Genomic DNA, 22,439 nt, shown 5'->3' with positions numbered 1-22,439 from the left:
TTATGTGTCCGCTTATCGCTGAATTAGCGGCTGAACTTTATTATCGATAGCCTCTCTGGCACGGAAGATACGGGAACGAACAGTACCGACCGGACAGTCCATAATCACAGCTATCTCTTCATAGCTTAGACCATCTAACTCCCTGAGTGTAATTGCCATCCGCAGATCCTCAGGAAGTGACTCTATGGTTTTAAAAACTATCTGCCTCAATTCTTCAGACAACATTAAGTTCTCAGGGTTCGATATTTCTTTCAATGCACCCGCATTTTCGTAATTTTCAGCATCATTTGCATCCACATCACTGGATGGTGGGCGCCGCCCCTGAGCAACTAAGTAATTTTTTGCTGTATTCACAGCAATACGGTAAAGCCACGTATAGAAAGCGCTATCGCCACGAAATGACTCCAATGCACGATAAGCTTTGATAAAAGATTCCTGAACTACATCAGGGACATCACCCTGAGGCACATAGCGGGATACAAGGCTCGCAACCTTATGCTGGTATCGAATTACCAGTAAATTGAACGATTGCTGATCACCTTTCTGGACCCGTTCAACCAGCATCTGATCCGTTAACTGCTCGCTCATCCGAGGTGAACTCTCCCGAAATCTATCCTCACGCTAAAAGTAGTACTGCCAGCCATATCTTTATTTTCCTGAGCAAGCACACGCTTGGAGTTTATAAAAATTGCAAAGTTCCATGTTGCCAGATTATTTGTCTGAATATTCTTTAGACATCTTATAGCCATAGCTTTTGCTCTGGCAGATAGGCTAACATGAATTTCACTCTTCTTCTGCACACATCATACGATATGCAATCATCATCTGAACACGTTAGCGATGTATTGATCATCGGGAGTGGCGCTGCCGGTTTGTCATTGGCTTTACGCCTGGCGCCACATTGTAAAGTAACTGTTCTGAGCAAAGGGCCACTTAATGAAGGTGCCACTTTTTATGCTCAGGGAGGTATTGCTGCCGTTTTTGATGAAACTGACAGCATTAGTTCACATGTCGATGACACCCTGATTGCTGGGGCCGGGCTTTGTGACAAAGACGCCGTAGAGTTTATTGCCAGTAACGCCCGCTCTTGCGTGCAATGGCTTATTGATCAAGGCGTCCTGTTTGATACCGAAACCAATGCCAGCGGCGAAGAACGTTATCACCTTACCCGTGAAGGCGGCCATAGCCATCGCCGTATACTGCATACTGCTGATGCTACAGGTAAAGAAGTAGAAACTACCCTGGTAGGTAAAGCAAGGACCCACCCTAACATTTTAGTGAAAGAACGCTGTAATGCTGTCGATCTTATCACGTCCAATAAAATTGGTCTGACGGGCACTAAACGTGTGGTCGGCGCTTATATCTGGAACCGGGAGCTTGAGAAAGTTGAAACTTTTCGGGCTAAAGCGGTCGTTTTAGCTACCGGTGGTGCCGCCAAAGTTTACCAATATACCACTAACCCCGATATCTCTTCTGGCGATGGTATCGCCATGGCATGGCGTGCTGGGTGTCGTGTCGCTAATTTAGAATTTAACCAATTTCATCCTACCTGCTTGTTCCATCCGCAAGCGCGTAACTTCTTACTGACCGAAGCATTACGTGGCGAAGGTGCTTACCTTAAGCGCCCTGACGGCAGCCGCTTTATGCTTGATTTTGATCCCCGAGGGGAGTTGGCCCCGCGTGATATCGTCGCCCGCGCCATAGACCATGAGATGAAGCGCCTCGGTGCTGATTGTATGTATCTGGATATCAGTCATAAACCGACTGATTTCGTGATGCAACACTTCCCGATGATCTACGAAAAACTACTGTCGCTCGGTATCGATCTGACCAAAGAAGCCATTCCTATCGTACCTGCTGCTCACTATACCTGTGGCGGTGTAATGGTAGACCAACATGGGCGTACTGACCTGGATGGTTTATATGCGATTGGCGAAGTCAGCTATACCGGCTTGCATGGCGCTAACCGCATGGCTTCTAACTCTCTACTCGAGTGCCTGGTGTATGGCTGGTCTGCCGCTGAAGATATTCTTATGCGCTTGCCACATGCCAAATTGGCGAAACATTTGCCAGACTGGGACGAAAGCCGTGTTGATAACTCTGATGAACGTGTCGTCATTCAGCATAACTGGCATGAACTGCGTTTATTCATGTGGGATTACGTCGGTATTGTGCGCACCACCAAACGCTTAGAGCGCGCTTTACGCCGTATCAACACATTACAGCAGGAGATTGATGAATATTATGCCAACTTCCGTATCTCCAATAATCTGCTGGAATTACGTAACCTCGTGCAGGTCGCTGAGTTAATCGTGCGCTGTGCCATGGAGCGAAAAGAGAGCCGTGGTTTGCATTATACGCTTGATTATCCTGATCAAATAGAGAATCCACAGCCTACCATTCTCCATCCATAATAGCTTTTCAGGGCGCGTTTCACTATCGCGCCCTGCTTATCCTGATTTTTGACTTATCACTACAACCACTTATCACGATAACTAATAGTTGAGATAAAACTCGCTGATCAACTGACAAAATTCAGGGGAATAGACCCCTTCAGATTGACGCAAAGCTAAATGCTGATACTCCGTCTCTCCCGTCTGGCGCGATAACGTCAATAACATTCTATTTAGCGGCTTACCAGGACGATCCCTGATGTCTACTTGGCAGTGAACGAACCAGTTTTGTTGAATAGCAAGGCGGGAGAGTTCAATTCCCAAGTCATGAGGTAAAACCACACAAAACGCACCGCTCGGTGTCATAAGCTTCTCAGCACAGTTTAGTAAAGCATCATGCGTTAAGGAGCCGGTGTAACGCGCAGTATCGCGGGCCTCATCCCGGCAGGCGACCGCCGGAGCAAAATAAGGTGGATTGCTGACAATCAGATCATACTGATGAGGGTGGTTTTCAGCAAACTGGTGCACGTCCTGCTGATAAATACGAACCCGCTCAGCCCAGGGAGATGACGCCGCATTGCTGCTTGCCTGCCGTGCGGCTTCTGGCTCCAGTTCAACGCCATCAATCAATACCTCAGATGTTGAACGTTGAGCAATCATTAGAGCAATAAGTCCACTGCCACAACCGATATCCAGCACTTTACGGGCTTTTTCCACCGGCACCCAAGCCCCAAGTAGAACACCATCAGTGCCTACCTTCATCGCACAGCAATCATGTGCCACAAAGAATTGTTTAAAAGTGAAACCACCACCACGTAACACCGGTTTTTTTTTCAATTGTTCGCCCACATTAGTCACCAGAATCCATAACCGGCGTAGCATAGGACAATATGATTGAAGGGAAAAGACATCATTACAGCTTAAACAGGTGAAGAATTCGGCTAACCCGTCTATAATCGGCGCCCCAAGTAGAGGAAGACCATGACTGTAACCAATTTTTCCGAACTCGATCTCGATGAACGCCTGATTGACGCACTGCGCGACAAAGGCTATGAGCGCCCTACCGCCATTCAAGCTGCGGCTATTCCGCCAGCTATGGATGGGCGCGATGTATTGGGTTCGGCTCCAACAGGTACTGGCAAAACTGCCGCCTTTTTGCTGCCTGCCTTGCAGCATTTGCTCGATTTCCCACGCAAAAAATCTGGCCCGCCACGGATACTGATCCTGACGCCAACCCGTGAATTAGCCATGCAAGTTGCGGATCAAGCCCGTGAATTGGCCAAGCATACACAACTGGATATCGCCACGATCACCGGCGGTGTGGCTTATATGAACCACGCGGAAGTGTTTAGTGAAAATCAGGATATCGTTGTTGCGACCACTGGCCGCTTGTTGCAATACATCAAAGAAGAGAACTTTGACTGTCGGGCAGTAGAAACCCTGATTCTGGATGAAGCCGACCGTATGCTGGATATGGGCTTTGCGCAGGACATTGAAACCATCGCCGCAGAGACTCGCTGGCGTAAACAAACCTTACTGTTCTCCGCCACGCTTGAAGGTGAAGCTATCCGTGAGTTTGCGGAACGCATCCTGAATGAGCCGGTAGAGTTGGAAGCCGATCCATCTCGTCGCGAACGTAAAAAAATTCAGCAATGGTACTATCGTGCTGACAATATCGAACACAAAACCGCGCTGCTAGTGCATCTGCTCAAGCAACCGGAAGTGCAGAAATCCATCATTTTCGTCAGAACCCGTGAAAAGGTACACCAACTGGTCAGTTGGCTACGTGAGGCCGGAATTAACGCCTGGTTCCTCGAAGGTGAAATGGTTCAGGCGAAGCGCACCGAAGCCGTTATTCGTTTAGGCGATGGCCGGGTTAACGTTCTGGTTGCCACTGATGTGGCTTCACGCGGCCTCGACATCGACGATATCAGTCATGTATTCAACTTTGATCTGCCGCTGACATCTGACGTCTATCTGCACCGTATTGGCCGTACTGGCCGCGCCGGGCGCAAAGGTGTTGCTATCTCATTAGTTGAAGCGCATGACCATCTATTGCTGGGTAAAATTGGCCGTTATCTGAACGAACCATTGAAGCCACGGGTTATTGATGAATTACGCCCGACCAGTAAGGCACCAAGCGAAAAAACCACCGGTAAGCCTTCTAAAAAGGTTTTAGCAAAGCGTAAAGAGCTAAAAGAAGCCAGCAAAGAGAAGGTAAAGGTTAAGGTACGTCACCGCGATGCCAAAAATGTTGGTAAGCGGCGTAAGCCAAAGGAAAAACCTGATACCAAGAGTGCTGATTGATTTAGCATTCTTGCGAAGAAGCCGCTTACAATAGCGGCTTTTTTATTATCAGCACGATGGCGACAACCTTACTGTATTTCGCACTCAAGTTGCGTTTTAGCCTATCCGGCTAATATTCTACTACTGCTGATAAATCTCAGCGAGTTTCTTCCCGCGCAGCCAGGTATTCAATTGCTGGTGTTTTTGTTGCATTTCAGCACTTTGAATATTCAAAGGCGTCATGGCAAAATATTGTTGAAAGGTCGCCCCCTGCTTGTTGCGTAATTCAGGATCAGCACCGGCTTTTAATAGCCGCAATGCCAGATCTGGCGCATTGGTTTTGCCCGCTAAATGCAGTGGTGTATCCCCCATCCGATCAGCCATATTCGGATCGACCCCAGCAACTAACAGCAGGATAACCTGAACTCCGCGCCCCGCCATAACAGCCGCAGCCAATGGCGTCGCCAGTGTCACACTATTGCGCGCATTAGGTTTCATACGACCTTCAAGTAAAATTTGCAGGTAATGCGCATCTTGCACACTAGCCGCCGTATGCCAGGCGGTATCACCCTGCATGCCCGACTGAAATGGATCAGCATGCTCTTGCAGCAACGCCGCTAAACTTTCTGGCTGTTGGTTGAGAATAGCCCACTGCATCAGGGTTAGCGACCGATCACCTTGCTGCTGCAACAACTTTTCATTTGCTAACTGATGGATCTGTTTTACATCTCCGTGGACAATCGCATCAGCGATCGGTATTACAGTCGGATCAGTAAAAGCTGTATTAATATCTGTCATCGCCTGCCCCTCAAAACTTATTAATGGCATCAAAACACCGTAGATGGCATAACGCAAATGGCGCCTCACCCTCATTGCCAGTGTCGATTCAGGCATACTGCCGCTCCCAAGGTTGTTGTTCACTCATTGAGCTGATCACTTTATCAATACTGTGTGCCGATAAGCGGCGTTCAAGGTGCTTATGTGGCAGCCAATCATCTATCCCTGTGAGTTTGTCACTATTTGTCAGAGTGATTTTATGGCCTACCGCATCAGGAATTAACCACGTAGATTCCTGTGCATCTGTCAGCAAATCATATTGTTCGCTATAGCAGCGCACACCACCGTTTCCTGCTGAAATCCGTGCTTGAGTGGGGTCCATACCAAGGCGATTTATGGTATGGTCTGAAACACCCGCGGCATTAAATGTCACCGCAAATGTTCCACTCGCTAATGCTGCGGTCGCCGCCAAACCGCCCCCCAATGAGTGCCCGGTAATCACCAGCGCATCACCAAATGCCATTTTTGCTGTTTTCCCTACAGCAACGGCTTGATTATACTGTACATCATCGTAGCCAGTGGCTTGCCGGATGTTACTTAGCCAATCATTTACATCATTGGTACCGGCAAAGGATAAAACATACTGCTGATTATCATGATAAATCCCAGCCTGAAATCCTGAAGCACTATTAAATAAACTCGCCGGATCTATTCCCGCAGCCAGTAACTCACCATCACTCAAACGTGTAAACCCGCCGATGCTCCCAGCAGCAGGAGCGTAAACATCTTTAGCGAGTAATGCTAATGAATAGTCCCCTTGCTGTGATCCTTGTCCATTTGATATCGCAACATGCTCACTCCCCGTCGCAGATCCGTTACTTCGTGTCAGGCTAACGTTAGCTTGCATACTGTAACAAAGCTCATTACCTGCCAGCGTTGCTGCTGTATGATGAGTCGGTTGTCCCACTGAAGGCTTGTCCGCGGTGGTGACATCCCTCTTTGGCAGTTCCGATGGGTTCACTTGACTCATTAAACCTACTAATGCAGTAGGCCCAATCAAACTGACAGGTCCACTCATGCCAACTCCTTGTCGAAAGATAATCCAGATAATTAGTTCGGCGTTATGGGTTTATCTATCGACACATCGGATGAGTTCTTAAATAGAAATGATAAGATTTACTTATAAATATAGAGAAGTGTGATCGTTATCAAATTTATCGACCACTAAATAGCAGAGATGAAAAAGGGAGCCGAAGCTCCCTTAGAATTTTTGAATGACTTAAACGTTATGACAAAAATTACAGACTTTCAGTGAAAGTACGAGTAATCACATCACGTTGTTGTTCTGGTGTCAGAGAGTTAAAACGCACTGCATAGCCAGAAACACGAATCGTCAACTGAGGATATTTTTCTGGATTTTTCACTGCATCTTCCAGTGTTTCGCGGCGCAGAACGTTAACGTTCAAATGCTGACCACCTTCAACACGCACTGTTGGCTGCACTTCCAGTGGAACTTCGCGATATTCAATCTGGCCTAACTCACTGGCAGGAACTATCTGATCTTCGGCATAACCCGCTTTAGCGCAAACGCAGCGCAATTCAGATTTTTCATCATCCAACAGCCAAAAAGAGTTCAGTAAGGCTTCATTGTTAGCTTTAGTAATTTGAATACCAGTAATCATTTGGTGCCTCCATAATGCGGATATAAATTCCAAGGGGGAGAAACTATCTTGGTTATTTGGTAAAACCATTGTTGTCTTATTGTTCTGTATACCAGTCAGACCGTCGCAATTCTTTGACTTAAATCAATCTTTCAGCCATGTCAGTAATAACTCCATCGGCAAATTTATGTTTTATATCAATTTTATCAAAACAACTGACAGCAAATATTTTTGTAAATTTTCAACATTTTTTGCATAAAAAGGTCAAAAAATCATCATTACGTCACAGAGTCAGGTTTAACGGTTTCACTCACCGGTTTGAACCGGTAAGCTAACGCACATCAATACTTTGCAGAAACCAAGGAGAGTGTTTATGTCTGCCTCCCTTACCTGGCACGATGTGATCGGCCAGGAAAAAGAACAGCCTTACTTTAGAGATACACTGGCCTATGTGGCAGCAGAACGCAGTGCTGGCAAGACTATCTATCCTGCGCAAAAAGATGTATTTAACGCATTCCGCCTGACTGAATTGGGTCAGGTTAAAGTGGTTATTTTAGGGCAAGACCCCTACCACGGCCCCAATCAAGCACATGGATTATCATTTTCTGTGTTACCTGGTGTGCCGGCGCCTCCCTCTTTGGTGAACATGTACAAAGAGTTGGCTACCGATATTCCAGGCTTTGAGCGCCCCAATCATGGCTTCTTGCAAAGCTGGGCCGAACAAGGGGTATTGCTGCTCAATACCGTGCTAACCGTTGAAGCAGGTAATGCGCACTCTCATGCTAACCTTGGTTGGGAAACCTTCACTGATAAAGTCATTGCAGCCCTGAATGAACATCGTGATGGGGTGATTTTTATGCTGTGGGGAGCACATGCCCAGAAGAAGGGCCGGATCATTGATACCCAACGCCACTTTATTTTAAAAGCGCCGCACCCATCGCCGCTGTCTGCCCATCGTGGTTTTCTTGGTTGTAAGCACTTTTCACAAGCAAATCAGCTACTGCAACAGCACAATCAACAAGCTATTGATTGGCAACCAAAACTACCAACAGCAGATTAAAATACCAAGATAGTTAAATAAAAAAAGGCACCCGAAGGTGCCTTTTTCACGTCAGGACACCTTAAGCTTTCGCTTTAGATACCGCAACCATTGCCGGGCGTAGCAAACGGCCATTTAGCGTATAGCCTTTTTGCATCACCATCATCACATGATTTGGTTCATGATCAGCAGATTCAAGCATCGTCATTGCCTGATGAACATCAGGATTAAACGGCACATGGGTATCAGCGACAACCTCAATGCCGAATTTACCTACTGCATCGAGCAGTGATTTCAGCGTCAACTCGACACCTTCAATCATCGAAGTCAGTTCGGCATTGCTTTTATCAGCAGTATCCAGTGCACGTTCCAGATTATCGATCACTGGCAATAATTCAGATGAAAATCTTTCCAGTGCAAACTTATGCGCTTTTTCAACATCCAATTCAGTACGACGACGGATATTCTCAACTTCAGCCTTAGCGCGTAGCAAGCTTTCGCGCTCACGCTGTACGGCTGCAGCCAACTGCGCTTCAAGCTCGGCAACACGCGGATCTACACCTTCACCCGTCTCTTGTGTCGCTTCCACTTGCTGCTCTGCTGCATTTTCCATTTCTTCCGAGACTTGCTCGTTTGGTGTTTTCTGTTCTTTACTACTCATGGATATCTCCGCGTTTTAGCATTAATCTCGCTACTTGGCTTATTATGGGGATCAAAACCGGGGATTCAAGGGAACCGGTCATAATGTGGGGTAAAAGACGCCCCAGTAAGGAAAATCACGGCAATGAATAATAAAAGATTCAATTGTATTGGTATTGTCGGTCACCCACGGCATCCGGCGGCACTTGCCACCCATGAGATGCTCTACCACTGGTTAAACGCCAAAGGTTATGACGTGATGGTTGAACAGCAGATCGCCAAAGATCTAAATTTAACCGATGCCATTACCGGCAGCTTGGCTGATATTGGCCAAAAAGCCGATTTAGCCGTGGTGGTCGGGGGCGACGGCAATATGCTCGGTGCCGCGCGAGTACTCGCTCGCTATGATATCAAAGTCATCGGTGTCAACCGAGGCAATCTGGGCTTTCTGACTGATTTGGACCCGGATAATGCCCAACAACAACTTTCAGATGTACTGGAAGGCGAATACCTAAGCGAACAACGCTTCTTACTAGAAGTACAAGTGACTCGTACCAATCAGCAAAGCCGCATCAGCACAGCAATCAATGAAGTGGTTTTGCATCCGGGTAAAGTGGCACATATGATTGAATTCGAAGTGTATATCGATAACCGCTTCGCTTTTTCTCAACGTTCAGACGGCCTGATCATTGCCACCCCTACCGGCTCGACGGCTTATTCGCTCTCGGCTGGTGGTCCAATCCTCACCCCCACCCTAGACGCCATCGTATTGGTCCCGATGTTCCCACACACTCTAACCGCCAGACCTCTGGTCATTAATAGTAGCAGCACCATCCGATTGAAGTTTTCGCAAATCACCAGCGACCTGGAAATAAGCTGTGATAGCCAGATAGCACTACCGATTCAGGAGGGTGAAGAAGTATTAATTCGCCGTAGTGATTTTCACCTTAATCTTATTCATCCAAAGGACTACAGTTATTTCAATACGTTAAGTACAAAACTAGGCTGGTCGAAAAAATTATTCTAAAAAGTGCCGCAAGGACTTTACTGTATATAAAACCAGTCTATACTGTATTCAAATACAGCCATGTGTTTATGTACAGGAGATTTGCCATGCTGGCCCAATTAACCATCAGTAATTTTGCAATTGTGCGTGAGTTAGAAATCGATTTTCAACCCGGGATGACAGCAATTACTGGCGAAACAGGGGCAGGTAAATCTATCGCCATAGATGCATTGGGGTTATGCCTTGGTAGCCGCTCAGATGGCAGCATGGTGCGTTTAGGTGCAACGCGTGCTGATATTTGTGCTCGCTTTTCACTGACAGACACCCCATCGGCCCGACAGTGGTTGGAAAATAACCATCTTGATGACAGTAATGAATGCCTATTGCGGCGGGCTATTGGAACCGATGGCCGCTCAAGAGGCTTTATTAATGGTACGGCAGTCCCCCTGTCACAACTGCGAGAGTTAGGCCAACATCTCATCCAGATTCACGGCCAACATGCCCATCAGTTGCTATTAAGACCAGATCATCAAAAACAGCTATTAGATGCCTACGCAGACCAGTCTGCTTTGCTGAGCGAAATGAAAACAGCCTATCAAATCTGGCACCAAAGCTGCCGGGCACTGGCACTCCATCAACAGCAATCTCTGGAACGTAACGCCCGAAAGGAATTATTGCAATATCAGTTGAAGGAACTAAATTCATTTGTCCCACAAGCGGGGGAATATGAACAAATTGATATCGAATATAAGCGTTTGGCAAACAGTGGGCAGTTGTTGTCACTCAGCCAACAAGCCTTACAATTGCTGTCGGATGATGAACAGAATAACATTCTCAGCCAGCTCTTCTCAGCCAAACACCAGTTAACCGAACTGGCTGGCATGGATGAACAATTTAATAATTTATTAAATATGCTAGAAGAGGCTTCTATCCAAATCAGTGAAGCCAGTGATGAGCTACGCCATTATGCGGAGCAATTTGATATGGACCCTAACCGTTTGTATGAATTGGAACAACGGTTATCTCGTCAATTAAATCTGGCCCGTAAACACCATGTAGCACCAGAAGAGTTACCCTTGTTTCACCAGCAATTGCTGGATGAGCAAGAACAGCTGTCACGGCAAGAAAACGACCATGAGCAACTCAGCCACGCGGTAAATACTCACTATCAACACGCGTTAGAGATAGCTAACCGGTTGCACCAAGAACGCCAGCATTATGCTGATGAATTGGCCGCGCTAATTACCGAAAGCATGCATCAATTATCAATGCCACATGGCCAATTCACGATTGACACCCATTTTGAGCCAGAGCACCTCAGTGCTGAAGGGGCGACCCGCATTGAGTTCTGCGTCACTACCAACCCAGGTCAACCGCTACAAGCACTGGCCAAAGTCGCCTCCGGTGGTGAACTGTCTCGCATCGCATTGGCGATTCAGGTGATTACAGCGCGTAAAATGGATACTCCTGCGCTTATCTTCGATGAAGTTGATGTTGGTATCAGTGGACCAACGGCAGCCATAGTGGGCCGCCTGTTGCGTCAGCTTGGTGAATCGACTCAGGTTATGTGTGTGACCCACCTCCCACAAGTTGCGGGTTGTGGCCATCAACATTTCTTTGTGAGTAAACAAACCGATGGCACTGAAACCGAAACCCATATGCATCGGCTAGATAAAAAAGCCCGCTTGCAAGAGTTGGCGCGCCTTCTGGGCGGCAGTGAAGTGACGAAAAACACCTTGGCAAATGCAAAAGAATTGCTCGCAGCATAGAAAAGATTAACTTTTTTCCTTTCCAGAGGTCATACAGGTGCCCTGTAAAGGTTTCCAACTGCTGCAAGGTCTATTATCATCGTCATCCTACGCCCTAAAGGAATGTGATTACTATGCGCTGTAAAATGCTGACTGCCGCCGCTGTGATGCTTGCAATGCTTACTGCGGGTTGTTCAACGCTGGAGAAGGTGGTCTACCGGCCTGATATTAATCAGGGTAACTATTTATCACCTAATGACGCGTCCAAAATTCATAAAGGTATGACCCAGCAACAAGTGGCATATACCTTAGGCACACCAATGCTACAGGACCCGTTTGGCACCAAAACCTGGTTCTATGTGTTCCGCCAACAACCTGGCCACCAGAAAGTAACACAACAGACGTTGACGTTGACCTTTGATAGCAGCGGCGTGCTGACTGATATCAAAAACGAACCAACATTAGCAGGAAATTAATTTATCCGAAGATTGCAGAACAGATGAAGGGAACGAATACTGATTATGGTTTTAGGCAACAAGCCGCCTAATGCTTATGCAACCATAGGATGGCGTACGCTTTTTCTTCGATAGCAGTTCAGGGCTACAATAAAAATAAGGCACAGACGGTGCCTTATTTTTTTGCCTGTTCGGCGCGTTGTCGGCGTAACTCTTTAGGGTCTGCGCTCAGAGGGCGATAAATCTCAACACGATCACCCGTGGAAAGCTTATCTCCCAGCTTTACCGGGCGGCTGTAAACACCCACTTTATTTTTTGTCAGATCAATATCTGATCGTAACTCAAGTAAACCTGATGCTTTGATAGCATCCTCAACAGTACTACCAGCCTCAAGTGAAACAGTCCGCAAATATTGGCGTTCAGGCAAGGCATAAACCACCTCAACGCGAATCTCAGACACTGTATACCTCTTTAGCACGTTGAGTGAACGCCTGCACCATATTGCCAGCTAATTCCTTGAATATTTTACCAAAAGCCAACTCAATCAGCTTATTGGTAAATTCAAAATCCAGGTGCAGTTCAACTTTACAAGCATCTGCACTTAATGGGGTAAAATGCCATCCGCCCATTAATTTCCGAAATGGCCCATCTACCAATTGCATATTAATGCTCTGGTTATCAGTCAATGTATTGCGTGTAGTAAACGTTTTACTGATACCAGCCTTGGCGACATCAACTGCGGCCGTCATTTCATTTTCAGTAACATCAAGCACCCGGCTGCCGGTGCAACCAGGCAAAAATTCTGGATAAGAGCGAACATCATTAACCAGTTGATACATCTGTTCTACGCTAAACGGAACCAACGCAGAGCGGCTAATCTGTGGCATAACATTTCCTGTGAGACATAAAACGCGCTGATAATACCATTTATCTACCGCCAGACAAAAATCTGCTAGGCATTCTACGCAACAAATGAGACAAAATGCACAGGCATCCTGCGGGAAAGGATTTCATTCGCCTCCGCATACAGTATAATGATCAATACTATGACAAAGAAAAAAGCATACAAACCCGGTTCCGCAACCATTGCGCAAAATAAACGAGCCCGCCATGAATACTTCATTGAAGAAGAGTTCGAAGCGGGTCTTGCGCTGCAAGGTTGGGAAGTAAAATCTCTGCGTGCTGGCAAAGCCAACATTAGTGATAGCTACGTAACCTTTAGAAATGGCGAAGCCTTCTTGTTTGGCGCCACCATTACGCCGTTGAACGTTGCGTCGACTCATGTTGTCTGCGAGCCAATGCGTACCCGTAAACTGCTGCTAAACAAACGCGAGCTGGATTCGCTGCTCGGTAAAGTTAATCGCGACGGTTTTACCGTAGTTGCCCTTTCCGTATATTGGAAAAATGCTTGGGTTAAAGTTAAAATCGGTGTCGCAAAAGGTAAGAAAGATCACGATAAACGTGATGACATCAAAGATCGTGAATGGCAGGTCGATAAAGCTAGAATAATGAAACACGCTAACCGTTAAGTCTCTGGCTTATCAGCGTATAGTTCTGGTATACTATAGAAGTTCTTTGGGGCTGATTCTGGATTCGACGGGATTCGCGAAACCCAAGGTGCATGCCGAGGTGCGGAGGCCTCGTAAAAAACCGCAAAAAAAATAATTGCAAACGACTCGCAATACGAATCTGCTGCTTTAGCAGCTTAATCAGCCTAAGAAACTGAAGGTTCCCTCTCTCCCTAGCCTCCGCTCTTAGGACGGGGATCAAGAGAGGTCAAACCCAAAAGAGCTCGTGTGGAAACCTTGCCTGGGGTTGAAGCATTAAAACTAATCAGGATAGTTTGTTAGTGGCGTGTCCGTCCGCAGCTAACCGGCGAATGTAATGACTGGACTAAGCATGTAGTGCCGACGGCGTAGTAATTTCGGACGGGGGTTCAAATCCCCCCAGCTCCACCAATTTTAGTTTTACCGAAGTATAGTAAAGTCTACTAAGCCCGCATGGAACCAGCCTTGCGGGCTTTTTTACGTCTATAGTAGTCTACTGAGAATTGCTAGAAACCACTACTTATGGCACCCTCCTTGGGACCCTACACAAAGGGTCCAAAACTTGAGGGTCCCAAAATGGCAAAACTCGCAAAAAAACTCACGGATACTGAAATCAAAAGCACTAAACCTTCAGACAAAGAAATCAACTTGTTTGACGGTGATGGCCTAATGCTAAGAATCGCCCCCCTCTCAAGGGGTGGTAAGAAAAATTGGTATTTCAGGTATGCAGTGCCAATAACTAAAAAGCGAACAAAGATAAGCCTCGGAACCTACCCCCACCTCACGTTAGCAAGAGCAAGAGTTTTGCGGGATGAATACCTATCTTTACTTGCCAATGGCATCGATCCACAAGTCCATAACAACGATAAAGCTAATGCATTGAAGGATGCTACTGAGCACACGCTCCAAGCCGTTGCTCGAAAGTGGTTAGATGAGAAGGTAAAGACATCTGGTATATCCAAAGACCATGCAGAAGACATTTGGCGCAGTCTTGAAAGAAATATCTTCCCCGGATTAGGCAATGTCCCTATCAAAGAGATCCGGCCTAAGTTATTGAAGCAGCATCTTGACCCAATTGAACAACGCGGTGTATTGGAAACCCTGCGCCGAATCATTTCCCGCCTGAATGAAATCTTCCGCTGGGCAGCGACAGAAGAACTTATTGAGTTTAATCCTGCTGATAACCTTGGTCAGCGTTTTAGTAAACCTAAAAAGCAAAATATGCCCGCACTTCCCCCCAGCGAACTACCAAGATTTATGGCTGCACTGGCGAATGCTTCCATACGGCTGGAAACACGTATGCTGATTGAATGGCAATTGCTTACTTGGGTTCGCCCCGGAGAGGCTGTTCGTGCGCGTTGGGCTGACATCGATACAGAGAAAAAAATCTGGAACATTCCCCCCGAATTTATGAAGATGAAGCGTCCTCATAAGGTGCCGCTCAGCAAAGAAGCTCTTCGTATACTAGAAAATATGCAGCCTATCAGCAGCCATCGTGAATGGGTATTTCCCAGCATAAAAACTCCATTGACCCATATGCATGAGCAAACAGCCAATGCAGCGTTAATCCGTATGGGTTTAGGTGGTGAATTGGTTGCCCACGGTATGCGATCTATCGCAAGAACAGCAGCAGAGGAATGCGGTAAATTCAGGACGGAAGTTCTTGAGTCAGCTTTGGCTCATACCAAAAGCACTGAGATTATAGCCGCTTACAATCGTGCCGAGTATCTCGTCGAAAGAGCAGATCTTATGCAATGGTGGGGGGATTATATTCAAGTGCAGAAACATAAGGCTATTGCTGCGTGAAGATATCGTCTCTAATGGATCTACAAAGCACTGCGTGAAAATACTTATTACACAAAGCAGGGTATGAGTCGAAGTTAAGCTACCAGCAGATTAATATTGCTCCCATTGCAATTTGACTGTACAGATAACCAGTATTTAATTTAAGATAATACATACTGATTGAGTTTTAAAAGCAAGTGTAATCTGGGCAAGTGGTTTTTGTTTTTTGGGAGTATTCCTATGTTATTGATTGAATGTGGTATTATGGCGCTGTGAGAATATAACTCATCAGCTAACCATGTGATTGATAAGGATAAAACAGTGATAAAAGGCCCACTGGATTTAAAAAATCTAAACATAACCGATCTGATCATCCACAGAATCTATTTACCCGGTCAACAGTCTCATTTTGATGTAGAGCATTCAAACAACATCATACCCTTGACAGGAAAGGCAAAGCTGACACTTGAGCAACGACTTACCAAAGTTTTGTCTAAAGGTTCAAAATGTATTGAGATGGACATAGTTGAAGATGATCCACTCGGAAAAATTCATACCTTGCATGATGCTGGTGAGGAAGTTTTCGTATCTAAAAGTAAAGATATCGCCGACAAACTTGGTAAAGCTCAAACAAGCAAGAAGCATCCTGAAGGAGTTCTGGTCGTAGTAAGATGTTCCTATGGGATTACAAAAAAAACGAGAGCTGTAGCAATAATTAAGGCTGAGCTACATGAAGGTTTTACTTCTACTGTAAAAGATAATGTAGCCACGATCGGTTATTTAAATAATCTGTTCCTTACTCCAGAACAAAAACTTTACAAAGTCGCATTCTTTTCTGAGAAAAGTCGTTTGCCTGTTATGAATAAAAATGCGTATGAGGTTTTTTTATTCGATAATAATTTAACATCAAAAGATGATTCAGGAGCAGCGGCTTACTTTTACAAAACTTTTTTGGGACTATCCATATCTGCTGATTCAGGAAGATTAACAAGAAGTTTTTATGAAATCACCGAAGATTATATTAATGAAAATTGTAAATCTATCGAAGAAAAAATTGATCTTTCAAGTGCGCTAAGAATTTATATTAAAACAGAGCAATCTGAAATTATCGGAACAAACGACTTCTCAGAGAAATATATTCCAGTTGCTAAACGCGATGATTACATTTCATTTTGCGAAGAAAAAAACCCAATAATTTCAGCATTCAAAAAAGATGACACATTGATTCGAAGCAAAATAAAAAGCTCCACATTTAAATTCAGCAACGAAGTTAAAATAATCTATCCTTCGGTTAATGGTGATAGTCCCTGTAAAATAATCGAAAATAATGATGAATTTACCATCGTGAAAATAAATGGTTATTTAATAGGAAACTAAGATATGAATGAGATAGACGAGTTTATCGCAACATTTGAAAGAGAGAAGGACATCTATTCCTCTTGGGGTAAACTCGTTCTTCAAAATATACAAAATAAATTAAAAGAAAATGAGATGGAATCTATTTTAAAAATAGAACCTTCTTATAGAATGAAAGACATATCATCACTAATAGAAAAAGCTTTCTATCGCTCCAAAAACTATAAAAATCCATACGAAGACATAACAGATAAAGTTGGAGTAAGATTTGTTGTTCTCCTCACAGATGATATTCCTATCATAAAAAAAATTATAGAGGACTGTTCTCAATGGGAATATTCCGACGATAGAGACTTTATAAAAGAAAAAGAAGATAAACCATACTTGTTTGATTATCAGTCTGTACATTACGTGGTTAAGAATTTAGAACCCATATCAATAGGAGAAAAAATCTTAATTCCTACTGGAACCCCATGTGAAATTCAAGTAAGAACCCTTCTTCAGCATGCATACGCAGAAGTATCACATGATTCAGTATATAAATGCAAAGCTAAGCCGTCTTCTGATATTAAACGAAGAATGGCAAGAACTATAGCGTTGATGGAATCTACAGATGAGTTGTTTTTATTAGCAAAGGATGAGCTAAGCAAAAGCAATGTTAAAATAGAGAAATGGGCTAACCACTCTATATCTATGTATTATCATATCAATGTGAGCTACAACAAGAAAGCAAAAGATAAAATATTATATCACATATTAAATATATATTTTGAAACTTTAACTGATCAACTATTCAAAAAATACCTTACCTATTTAGATGATAATGATGGCTATAAAGAATATTTCGCTGAGAAAATAAACTCAGACTGTATTACAGGAAGTTATATAAAACAAAGTGCTGCTATAGTTTTTTGCTTATTTATGGTAGATAAAAAAACACAAATATTTAAGAACAAATGGCCATTTTCAGAAAATGATCTAAACGAAATCATGTTAATAATGGGTAACTGATGAACAATAATTTAACTTCTTTGCTGAATGAAGTAGATGAAAAAATATTAAAAATGAAAGAAAAAGTCAAAAATACAAAGAGGAAAGCAAATACACTTAAGATACTAAGTTTGTCTTTCGCTGCTCTGACTACTATTTTAGTTGGTGTAAGTAATGGGCATATGAATCTATCTACATTATCATTAATAACAAGCGCATTTTTGACTTTAACCATTGGCCTCGAATCACATTTTTCCTATCAAGAACAATGGGCACGACAAAAATGGACATTATTAAAGCTATATCAAATTCAAAATAAATTACGCTTCATGAGAGAAAAAGAAAAACTAAGTCCAGATATTATCGATTTATATATTGAAGATTATTTATCCATCTGGGATATTGACCTTTCTCATTGGGAAAAGATAAAAAGTCAAGAGAAAAATAACGCTTCTTAATAATAGGAAATATCCGTATGGCTCTCTCTTGTCTTTCCCAGAGGAACTATCCATGGGGTAGAATAATTTAAGTCCTAAAATTGACATTTTACTGTAAACAAACAAAACTCCCAACTTATAAGCAAGTCTATTTTCAATAAGACTATATCTACTAACTACACGCTGTTGCTGACCACGATGCAGAATAAACCATATGACATTTTTCCCAGTTTGCACACGATTCGCAGGAAGGTATCGTGACTCCAGCCCAGCCGGTTTGTAAGGTGCAATAATTGCCATAGTTAGAACCTCCCGGTTGCGTCCAATAGCGTGCTACAGGGATTTTATTAGCTGAACATACAGGATTACTCCCGTAAATAACTTCTACCTTTCCACCTGAACCCCAAACACCGGATTGACAAGACAGCATATCCCCTGCACTTGATCGCCCAATAAGCCCATTAGGTGAACAGGTTGCACCAGATACAGCAATCCCATTTATCTGAACATACTCATCTGATGTGATACGCCCTGTCGACTGAATATAACCAGAATAGACACGCTTACTGTTAATATCCGCAGTCGTATTGATATTGCCGGTGGCGTTAATCACATTATTAACCTGAACAACACCGCCATAGGTTGAAGCACCACTGACCGATAAGGTAGATCTTACTTCTAAAGGACCAGTCAAAGCCGAATTCCCTACAACGGTTAAGGCACCGCCAACATTGGTTGCTCCTGTCGATTTTAATATCTCAGCCATCACAGTGCCTGCAGCGGTAATATCTTTGGCGTTTTTAATACTTTTGCCGCCCATATTCAGGTCTCCCGTCATTGGCAATGTGCCATCACGGCGCAGATAAACCGAATACATTGATGAATCATAGCCCACACGATAGGCCAATAAACCTTCTGTAGTGATATTGCTGTAGTCAGATGATTTTTCATTCCATTGACCACCATAGCCAGAAGCTACAGTGGGTGATCGGGTCATTCCGCTGTCTATTCCTGCCGATTGCATCGCTTTACCAAGGAGGTCATATCGAACTTTTCCTCCTTCATTCCATATTGCCGTTGTCATCACAAGGCCGTTAATCACATAGTTAGGAGCAATACCTGAACGTTTCAATAAAACTTTATACGAAGATTTATTTGCATTTATCCCGGTATAACTGACAGGCAATAGTCCTTCATTAATTAATGTCTGATAAGTGATTTCGCAGCCATTGGATGAACAAACTCTTGGCCCCGGATCATTGGATTGACTGGTGCTGCTTGTCAGGGTTGAAAGCTTGTCATATCGAATACTGATATAGCGATTAACCGCTTCACCAATTTGCTTTATCTGCGCTCCTACCGTATTAGCGATAGCAACTTCTTGCTCATTTTTCATATCCTGAAATTTAATAAAAGCCATTGCAGTGCCAACCCCTAAAACCAATACCAACTCTAATAAGGAAAATCCTTTTTTATATTGTTTAATCATTTTCGCGTCCTTTTTTATTTTCACGTAATCATTAATTAACAAAAATAAAAAAGAGGTCAATAGCGATGGGGTACATAATGAGGGAAATAGTGAATTAATTTAACTACCGCGCCCTCTGGGGCTTGGTCAACAGTTCACCGACCTAAAAGTAAATTTTAAGTCGGTTCACCGTTCGGACGTGAAAGGATTATTTATTGATAAAGGTATTAATGTAGATTTTTCCTTGCTGTCTGAGTTTTTCGATATCACTCTCACGAAGATTAGATATGTTAAGTAAAATACCATACACTAATTCCTTATCTACATAACCAATATCACATCCCAAGACTTTGGCAACCTCTGCACCAAAAATTATTTTCTGACGTGTATTTTCTTTTTTTGTTTGCTGTTTCTTTTTTGCTTCCAAGAAATATAATCGTTCTTGTGCTGCGGCAATTTGTTGTTTAATTGTCTTTTCTGTCATAAATCCCCCTTAGTATTTATTTCTGTAAGGGATATTCACACTTTCATGATCAGAACTAAGTTGTTTCTTTATTGATTTTATCTTCAATCGAAACTTACTTTTCTCTTGTCTCTCTTTTGCTTTTTCCCTTATATATATTATTGTTTTTTCTGCTTCTAAATAGGCTTTTTCAAAATCAGTAAAGATCCCGTCATCAAGCAGCCTTTTGGCTTCCAAATCGATAGCCTCATCGTTTTTTTTAAACATATATGCCCCTTGTATTTTACTCCTTTTTTATTCATTAGCATATTTATAATAAAAATCAATATTATAAGTAATATTTATTTCACTATCCACAAGCTCAATAGTCCGATATTAATTCCCCACATTATTGCATTAACGCCAAGTAAAATTAATGCCACGTCGTCAAGTTCACCAAGTCTCATATTATTTCCTTTTTATACTTTCTCTTTATTACCTACATCATATTTATTTAAATAACAAATTATTGATAGCATTAACTGCTATTAATCCGCCATGAAATGTATTTATGCAACAGGATTTTAGATAATAGTTATTCCCAAAACCTCTTACTCACCACGTTACTTAATTTATCTCATTAGTTATTTTATTTTTATAGCCTAATAGATAACTCGTCTTGTCCTTCGGAAATTCATTGGAAGCCATCTAATAACATTAACGGATGACATCTTCCTTTAATCTATATTGCGCCGCTTAATTCGGCGTTTTGTTTTCTCTTTATTTACAGCCTTTCATATTAGTTGTATTAATTAATAAGGAGAGCTTTTACATTGTTATCAAAACAATGCCCACTTATACACTCACTTCGTGAGCGTGTGGGCCCTACCGGGGGTTGCCTGCCGCAAGCTAAAAGCAAAACCAAGGTCAAGACATAGAGTTTTTCTTGCAAAAAACTAACAGCAGCATGGTTATATTTGAGGTTAATTAGTATATGGCGATATTTCATCTGGAGTTTAAAATTGTGAAACGTTCTGAGGGCATGTCTTCCTGTAGGAAGGCTGCCTACCATGCGCGTTGCAAAATAACAGATGATCGCACAGGCAACACATATGATTTCAGCCACAGATCAGATTTATTCTATCATCAGATATTAGCGCCTGCTTCCGCACCCGCCCATATTATTGAAAGCTCTACCGCCCTATGGAATGAAGTAGAAAAGGTTGAGCGTCAGAAAGATGGTCAAACAGCCCGTTATTTTGATGTTGCTATTCCCTGTGAGCTTAACAATGAAGATAAAATAAAATTGGTTGTTGAATACTGCCAGAAAATTTTCGTTGATAAGGGCATGATTGCAGATATCGCCTTTCACGATCTCGATGGCACTAATCCTCATGCACATGTGATGTTGACATTAAAATCGATCACCGCCGATGGCTTCGGTAAAAAAGAAAGAAGCTGGAACGACAAGAAAAACGTGATCCTTTGGCGTGAATCGTGGTCTGTGATTGCCAATCGCTATCTGGCTGCCGTTGGCAGTAGTGAGCGTATCGACCACCGTTCTATTGATGCTCAACACAGTGAAGCACTCGAAAACGCCACTATTACATTGGATGTTGAAGAAAAAGCGCTATGGATTGCCAAGGCAACAGCAACCAGCCGTCCAGCTATGCAACGTGTTCATCGTGCCAAGTGGAACAGTAAGCACGTTCAGGAGAATCGTGCTACTGAACAGGCTGTTCGTGATGAGATGCAACAAGAAGCTCAGGCCACTTACAACACCTTCAAAGATTTAGATCTGCAGATCGTTGTTGACCTCAGAAGTTTCACGGTATCTGAACTACCTGAACCAGTAGAAATTATCCTGACTGAAACAGGTTCACAATCCGCTTCATCTACAGGGCAAAAACCTGTTCTGGTTGCTCCTACGCCACATACACGCACTAAACTGAAAACCTCATCCTCTTCAACACCCGGAGCAATTAAACGCGCTCCAGTTAAGACTAAGAGGAAACAGGTTCAACCACAGAAGGCAAGTATCTTTAAGCGCTTTACCTTACTAATAGCTGAATTCTTCAAAGAAAAATTTATCTGGGCCAAGAAGAAACCTGCACCTGTTTCCGTGGATACTGAGCATGATAAGCGTATTGCTGAAAACTATGTCTTTGACGAGGTTAAGGGTATCTATGTTTCACGCTCTGAGCATGAAAAACGACTAAGGTTGAACAGTGATGATTACAAGCCTTCACCCACTGAGATTAAACGCTTCCCAAGCCGTCCTAAAGAAGAACAGCACAAGGCCGATAATGATCTGGATTACACTCCTGCTCCTCCACCAGTATCTGGAAGAGGTAGGAATAATACGTCATTAAAACCATCTGGATTTAACAAGCATAGATAATATGAGATA

General features: G+C 43.4%; 23 protein-coding genes and 1 other RNA gene. 13 read left to right on the top strand and 11 right to left on the bottom strand.

Annotated elements, in window-relative coordinates; genetic code table 11:
- Window positions 1-12 precede the first annotated feature (12 nt).
- Window positions 13-588: an RNA polymerase sigma factor RpoE gene (gene rpoE / locus V1953_RS05090; protein ID WP_005159396.1), complete on the bottom strand. Its 576-nt coding sequence runs from the start codon at window positions 586-588 to the stop codon at window positions 13-15.
- Between the two features lie 224 nt (window positions 589-812).
- Between rpoE and nadB the strand changes: the two genes are divergently transcribed.
- Window positions 813-2,414: an L-aspartate oxidase gene (gene nadB, locus V1953_RS05085; RefSeq protein WP_193784795.1), complete on the top strand. Its 1,602-nt coding sequence runs from the start codon at window positions 813-815 to the stop codon at window positions 2,412-2,414.
- An 81-nt stretch (window positions 2,415-2,495) separates the two neighbouring features.
- Here nadB and trmN read toward each other — a convergent pair whose 3' ends face one another.
- Window positions 2,496-3,242: a tRNA(1)(Val) (adenine(37)-N(6))-methyltransferase TrmN gene (trmN, locus tag V1953_RS05080; protein WP_442851300.1), complete on the bottom strand. Its 747-nt coding sequence runs from the start codon at window positions 3,240-3,242 to the stop codon at window positions 2,496-2,498.
- A gap of 132 nt (window positions 3,243-3,374) precedes the next feature.
- Here trmN and srmB point away from each other — a divergent pair, with 132 nt between their 5' ends.
- Window positions 3,375-4,700, top strand: a complete 1,326-nt coding sequence (srmB, locus tag V1953_RS05075) for an ATP-dependent RNA helicase SrmB (protein WP_005188653.1) — start codon at window positions 3,375-3,377, stop codon at window positions 4,698-4,700.
- Between the two features lie 120 nt (window positions 4,701-4,820).
- Here the strand turns inward: srmB and V1953_RS05070 are convergent, their stop codons facing one another.
- The 3 genes from V1953_RS05070 to grcA all read right to left on the bottom strand — a co-directional run bounded on the left by V1953_RS05070 (window position 4,821) and on the right by grcA (window position 7,138).
- A complete protein-coding gene (locus V1953_RS05070) occupies window positions 4,821-5,477 on the bottom strand; it encodes an ankyrin repeat domain-containing protein (protein WP_083164120.1) in 657 nt (218 codons plus the stop codon).
- A gap of 88 nt (window positions 5,478-5,565) precedes the next feature.
- Window positions 5,566-6,534: a DUF2974 domain-containing protein gene (locus V1953_RS05065; RefSeq protein WP_083163118.1), complete on the bottom strand. Its 969-nt coding sequence runs from the start codon at window positions 6,532-6,534 to the stop codon at window positions 5,566-5,568.
- 220 nt (window positions 6,535-6,754) lie between these two features.
- Window positions 6,755-7,138, bottom strand: a complete 384-nt coding sequence (gene grcA / locus V1953_RS05060) for an autonomous glycyl radical cofactor GrcA (protein ID WP_005188661.1) — start codon at window positions 7,136-7,138, stop codon at window positions 6,755-6,757.
- Window positions 7,139-7,490: 352 nt separating this feature from the next.
- Here grcA and ung point away from each other — a divergent pair, with 352 nt between their 5' ends.
- Entirely contained in the window at window positions 7,491-8,177 is a 687-nt protein-coding gene (gene ung, locus V1953_RS05055) for a uracil-DNA glycosylase (protein ID WP_442850722.1), read from the top strand.
- 61 nt (window positions 8,178-8,238) lie between these two features.
- Here the strand turns inward: ung and grpE are convergent, their stop codons facing one another.
- Window positions 8,239-8,817, bottom strand: coding sequence for a nucleotide exchange factor GrpE (gene grpE / locus V1953_RS05050; protein WP_083163114.1), 579 nt, complete (start codon window positions 8,815-8,817; stop codon window positions 8,239-8,241).
- 123 nt (window positions 8,818-8,940) lie between these two features.
- Between grpE and nadK the strand changes: the two genes are divergently transcribed.
- From nadK to bamE, 3 genes are all read left to right on the top strand, one after another.
- The gene (nadK, locus tag V1953_RS05045; protein ID WP_083163112.1) at window positions 8,941-9,822 is read left to right on the top strand and encodes an NAD(+) kinase; all 882 of its coding nucleotides are present in this window, start codon (window positions 8,941-8,943) and stop codon (window positions 9,820-9,822) included.
- A gap of 86 nt (window positions 9,823-9,908) precedes the next feature.
- The gene (recN, locus tag V1953_RS05040) at window positions 9,909-11,570 is read left to right on the top strand and encodes a DNA repair protein RecN (RefSeq protein WP_442820590.1); all 1,662 of its coding nucleotides are present in this window, start codon (window positions 9,909-9,911) and stop codon (window positions 11,568-11,570) included.
- A 113-nt stretch (window positions 11,571-11,683) separates the two neighbouring features.
- Window positions 11,684-12,025: an outer membrane protein assembly factor BamE gene (bamE, locus tag V1953_RS05035; protein WP_083163108.1), complete on the top strand. Its 342-nt coding sequence runs from the start codon at window positions 11,684-11,686 to the stop codon at window positions 12,023-12,025.
- A gap of 154 nt (window positions 12,026-12,179) precedes the next feature.
- Here bamE and V1953_RS05030 read toward each other — a convergent pair whose 3' ends face one another.
- Entirely contained in the window at window positions 12,180-12,464 is a 285-nt protein-coding gene (locus V1953_RS05030) for an RnfH family protein (protein ID WP_083163106.1), read from the bottom strand.
- The gene (locus V1953_RS05025) at window positions 12,457-12,891 is read right to left on the bottom strand and encodes a type II toxin-antitoxin system RatA family toxin (RefSeq protein WP_005188672.1); all 435 of its coding nucleotides are present in this window, start codon (window positions 12,889-12,891) and stop codon (window positions 12,457-12,459) included. Before V1953_RS05025 ends, V1953_RS05030 begins: the two co-directional genes overlap by 8 nt.
- A 159-nt stretch (window positions 12,892-13,050) precedes the next feature.
- Here V1953_RS05025 and smpB point away from each other — a divergent pair, with 159 nt between their 5' ends.
- From smpB to V1953_RS04995, 6 genes are all read left to right on the top strand, one after another.
- Window positions 13,051-13,533: an SsrA-binding protein SmpB gene (gene smpB / locus V1953_RS05020; protein WP_049608454.1), complete on the top strand. Its 483-nt coding sequence runs from the start codon at window positions 13,051-13,053 to the stop codon at window positions 13,531-13,533.
- 48 nt (window positions 13,534-13,581) lie between these two features.
- Window positions 13,582-13,962, top strand: a transfer-messenger RNA (tmRNA) gene (ssrA, locus tag V1953_RS05015).
- Between the two features lie 165 nt (window positions 13,963-14,127).
- Complete coding sequence (locus tag V1953_RS05010) at window positions 14,128-15,357, top strand: integrase domain-containing protein (RefSeq protein WP_442850721.1); 1,230 nt, start codon at window positions 14,128-14,130, stop codon at window positions 15,355-15,357.
- A 300-nt stretch (window positions 15,358-15,657) separates the two neighbouring features.
- Window positions 15,658-16,713: a nucleoid-associated protein gene (locus V1953_RS05005; RefSeq protein ID WP_439308692.1), complete on the top strand. Its 1,056-nt coding sequence runs from the start codon at window positions 15,658-15,660 to the stop codon at window positions 16,711-16,713.
- A gap of 3 nt (window positions 16,714-16,716) precedes the next feature.
- Window positions 16,717-17,703, top strand: a complete 987-nt coding sequence (locus tag V1953_RS05000; protein WP_427227059.1) for a GTP pyrophosphokinase — start codon at window positions 16,717-16,719, stop codon at window positions 17,701-17,703.
- Window positions 17,703-18,140, top strand: a complete 438-nt coding sequence (locus V1953_RS04995; RefSeq protein ID WP_442850720.1) for a DUF4231 domain-containing protein — start codon at window positions 17,703-17,705, stop codon at window positions 18,138-18,140. Before V1953_RS05000 ends, V1953_RS04995 begins: the two co-directional genes overlap by 1 nt.
- Before the next feature lie 151 nt (window positions 18,141-18,291).
- Here the strand turns inward: V1953_RS04995 and pilV are convergent, their stop codons facing one another.
- From pilV to V1953_RS04980, 3 genes are all read right to left on the bottom strand, one after another.
- Complete coding sequence (gene pilV, locus V1953_RS04990; RefSeq protein ID WP_442850719.1) at window positions 18,292-19,608, bottom strand: shufflon system plasmid conjugative transfer pilus tip adhesin PilV; 1,317 nt, start codon at window positions 19,606-19,608, stop codon at window positions 18,292-18,294.
- A gap of 187 nt (window positions 19,609-19,795) precedes the next feature.
- Window positions 19,796-20,071: a conjugal transfer protein TraD gene (locus tag V1953_RS04985; protein ID WP_020282882.1), complete on the bottom strand. Its 276-nt coding sequence runs from the start codon at window positions 20,069-20,071 to the stop codon at window positions 19,796-19,798.
- A 9-nt stretch (window positions 20,072-20,080) separates the two neighbouring features.
- Window positions 20,081-20,317 (bottom strand): hypothetical protein, encoded by a 237-nt coding sequence (locus V1953_RS04980; protein ID WP_234049462.1) that lies wholly within the window; start codon window positions 20,315-20,317, stop codon window positions 20,081-20,083.
- Between the two features lie 706 nt (window positions 20,318-21,023).
- Here V1953_RS04980 and mobQ point away from each other — a divergent pair.
- The gene (mobQ, locus tag V1953_RS04975; RefSeq protein WP_442850718.1) at window positions 21,024-22,430 is read left to right on the top strand and encodes a MobQ family relaxase; all 1,407 of its coding nucleotides are present in this window, start codon (window positions 21,024-21,026) and stop codon (window positions 22,428-22,430) included.
- Window positions 22,431-22,439: the final 9 nt, after the last annotated feature.

Origin of the sequence: Yersinia sp. 2541 StPb PI (genome assembly GCF_052217145.1) — a bacterium.
GTDB classification, from domain to species: Bacteria; Pseudomonadota; Gammaproteobacteria; order Enterobacterales; family Enterobacteriaceae; genus Yersinia; species Yersinia enterocolitica_E.
Note: the sequence above shows the minus strand (reverse complement) of the source record. Positions and strands in the feature narration are given on the sequence as shown.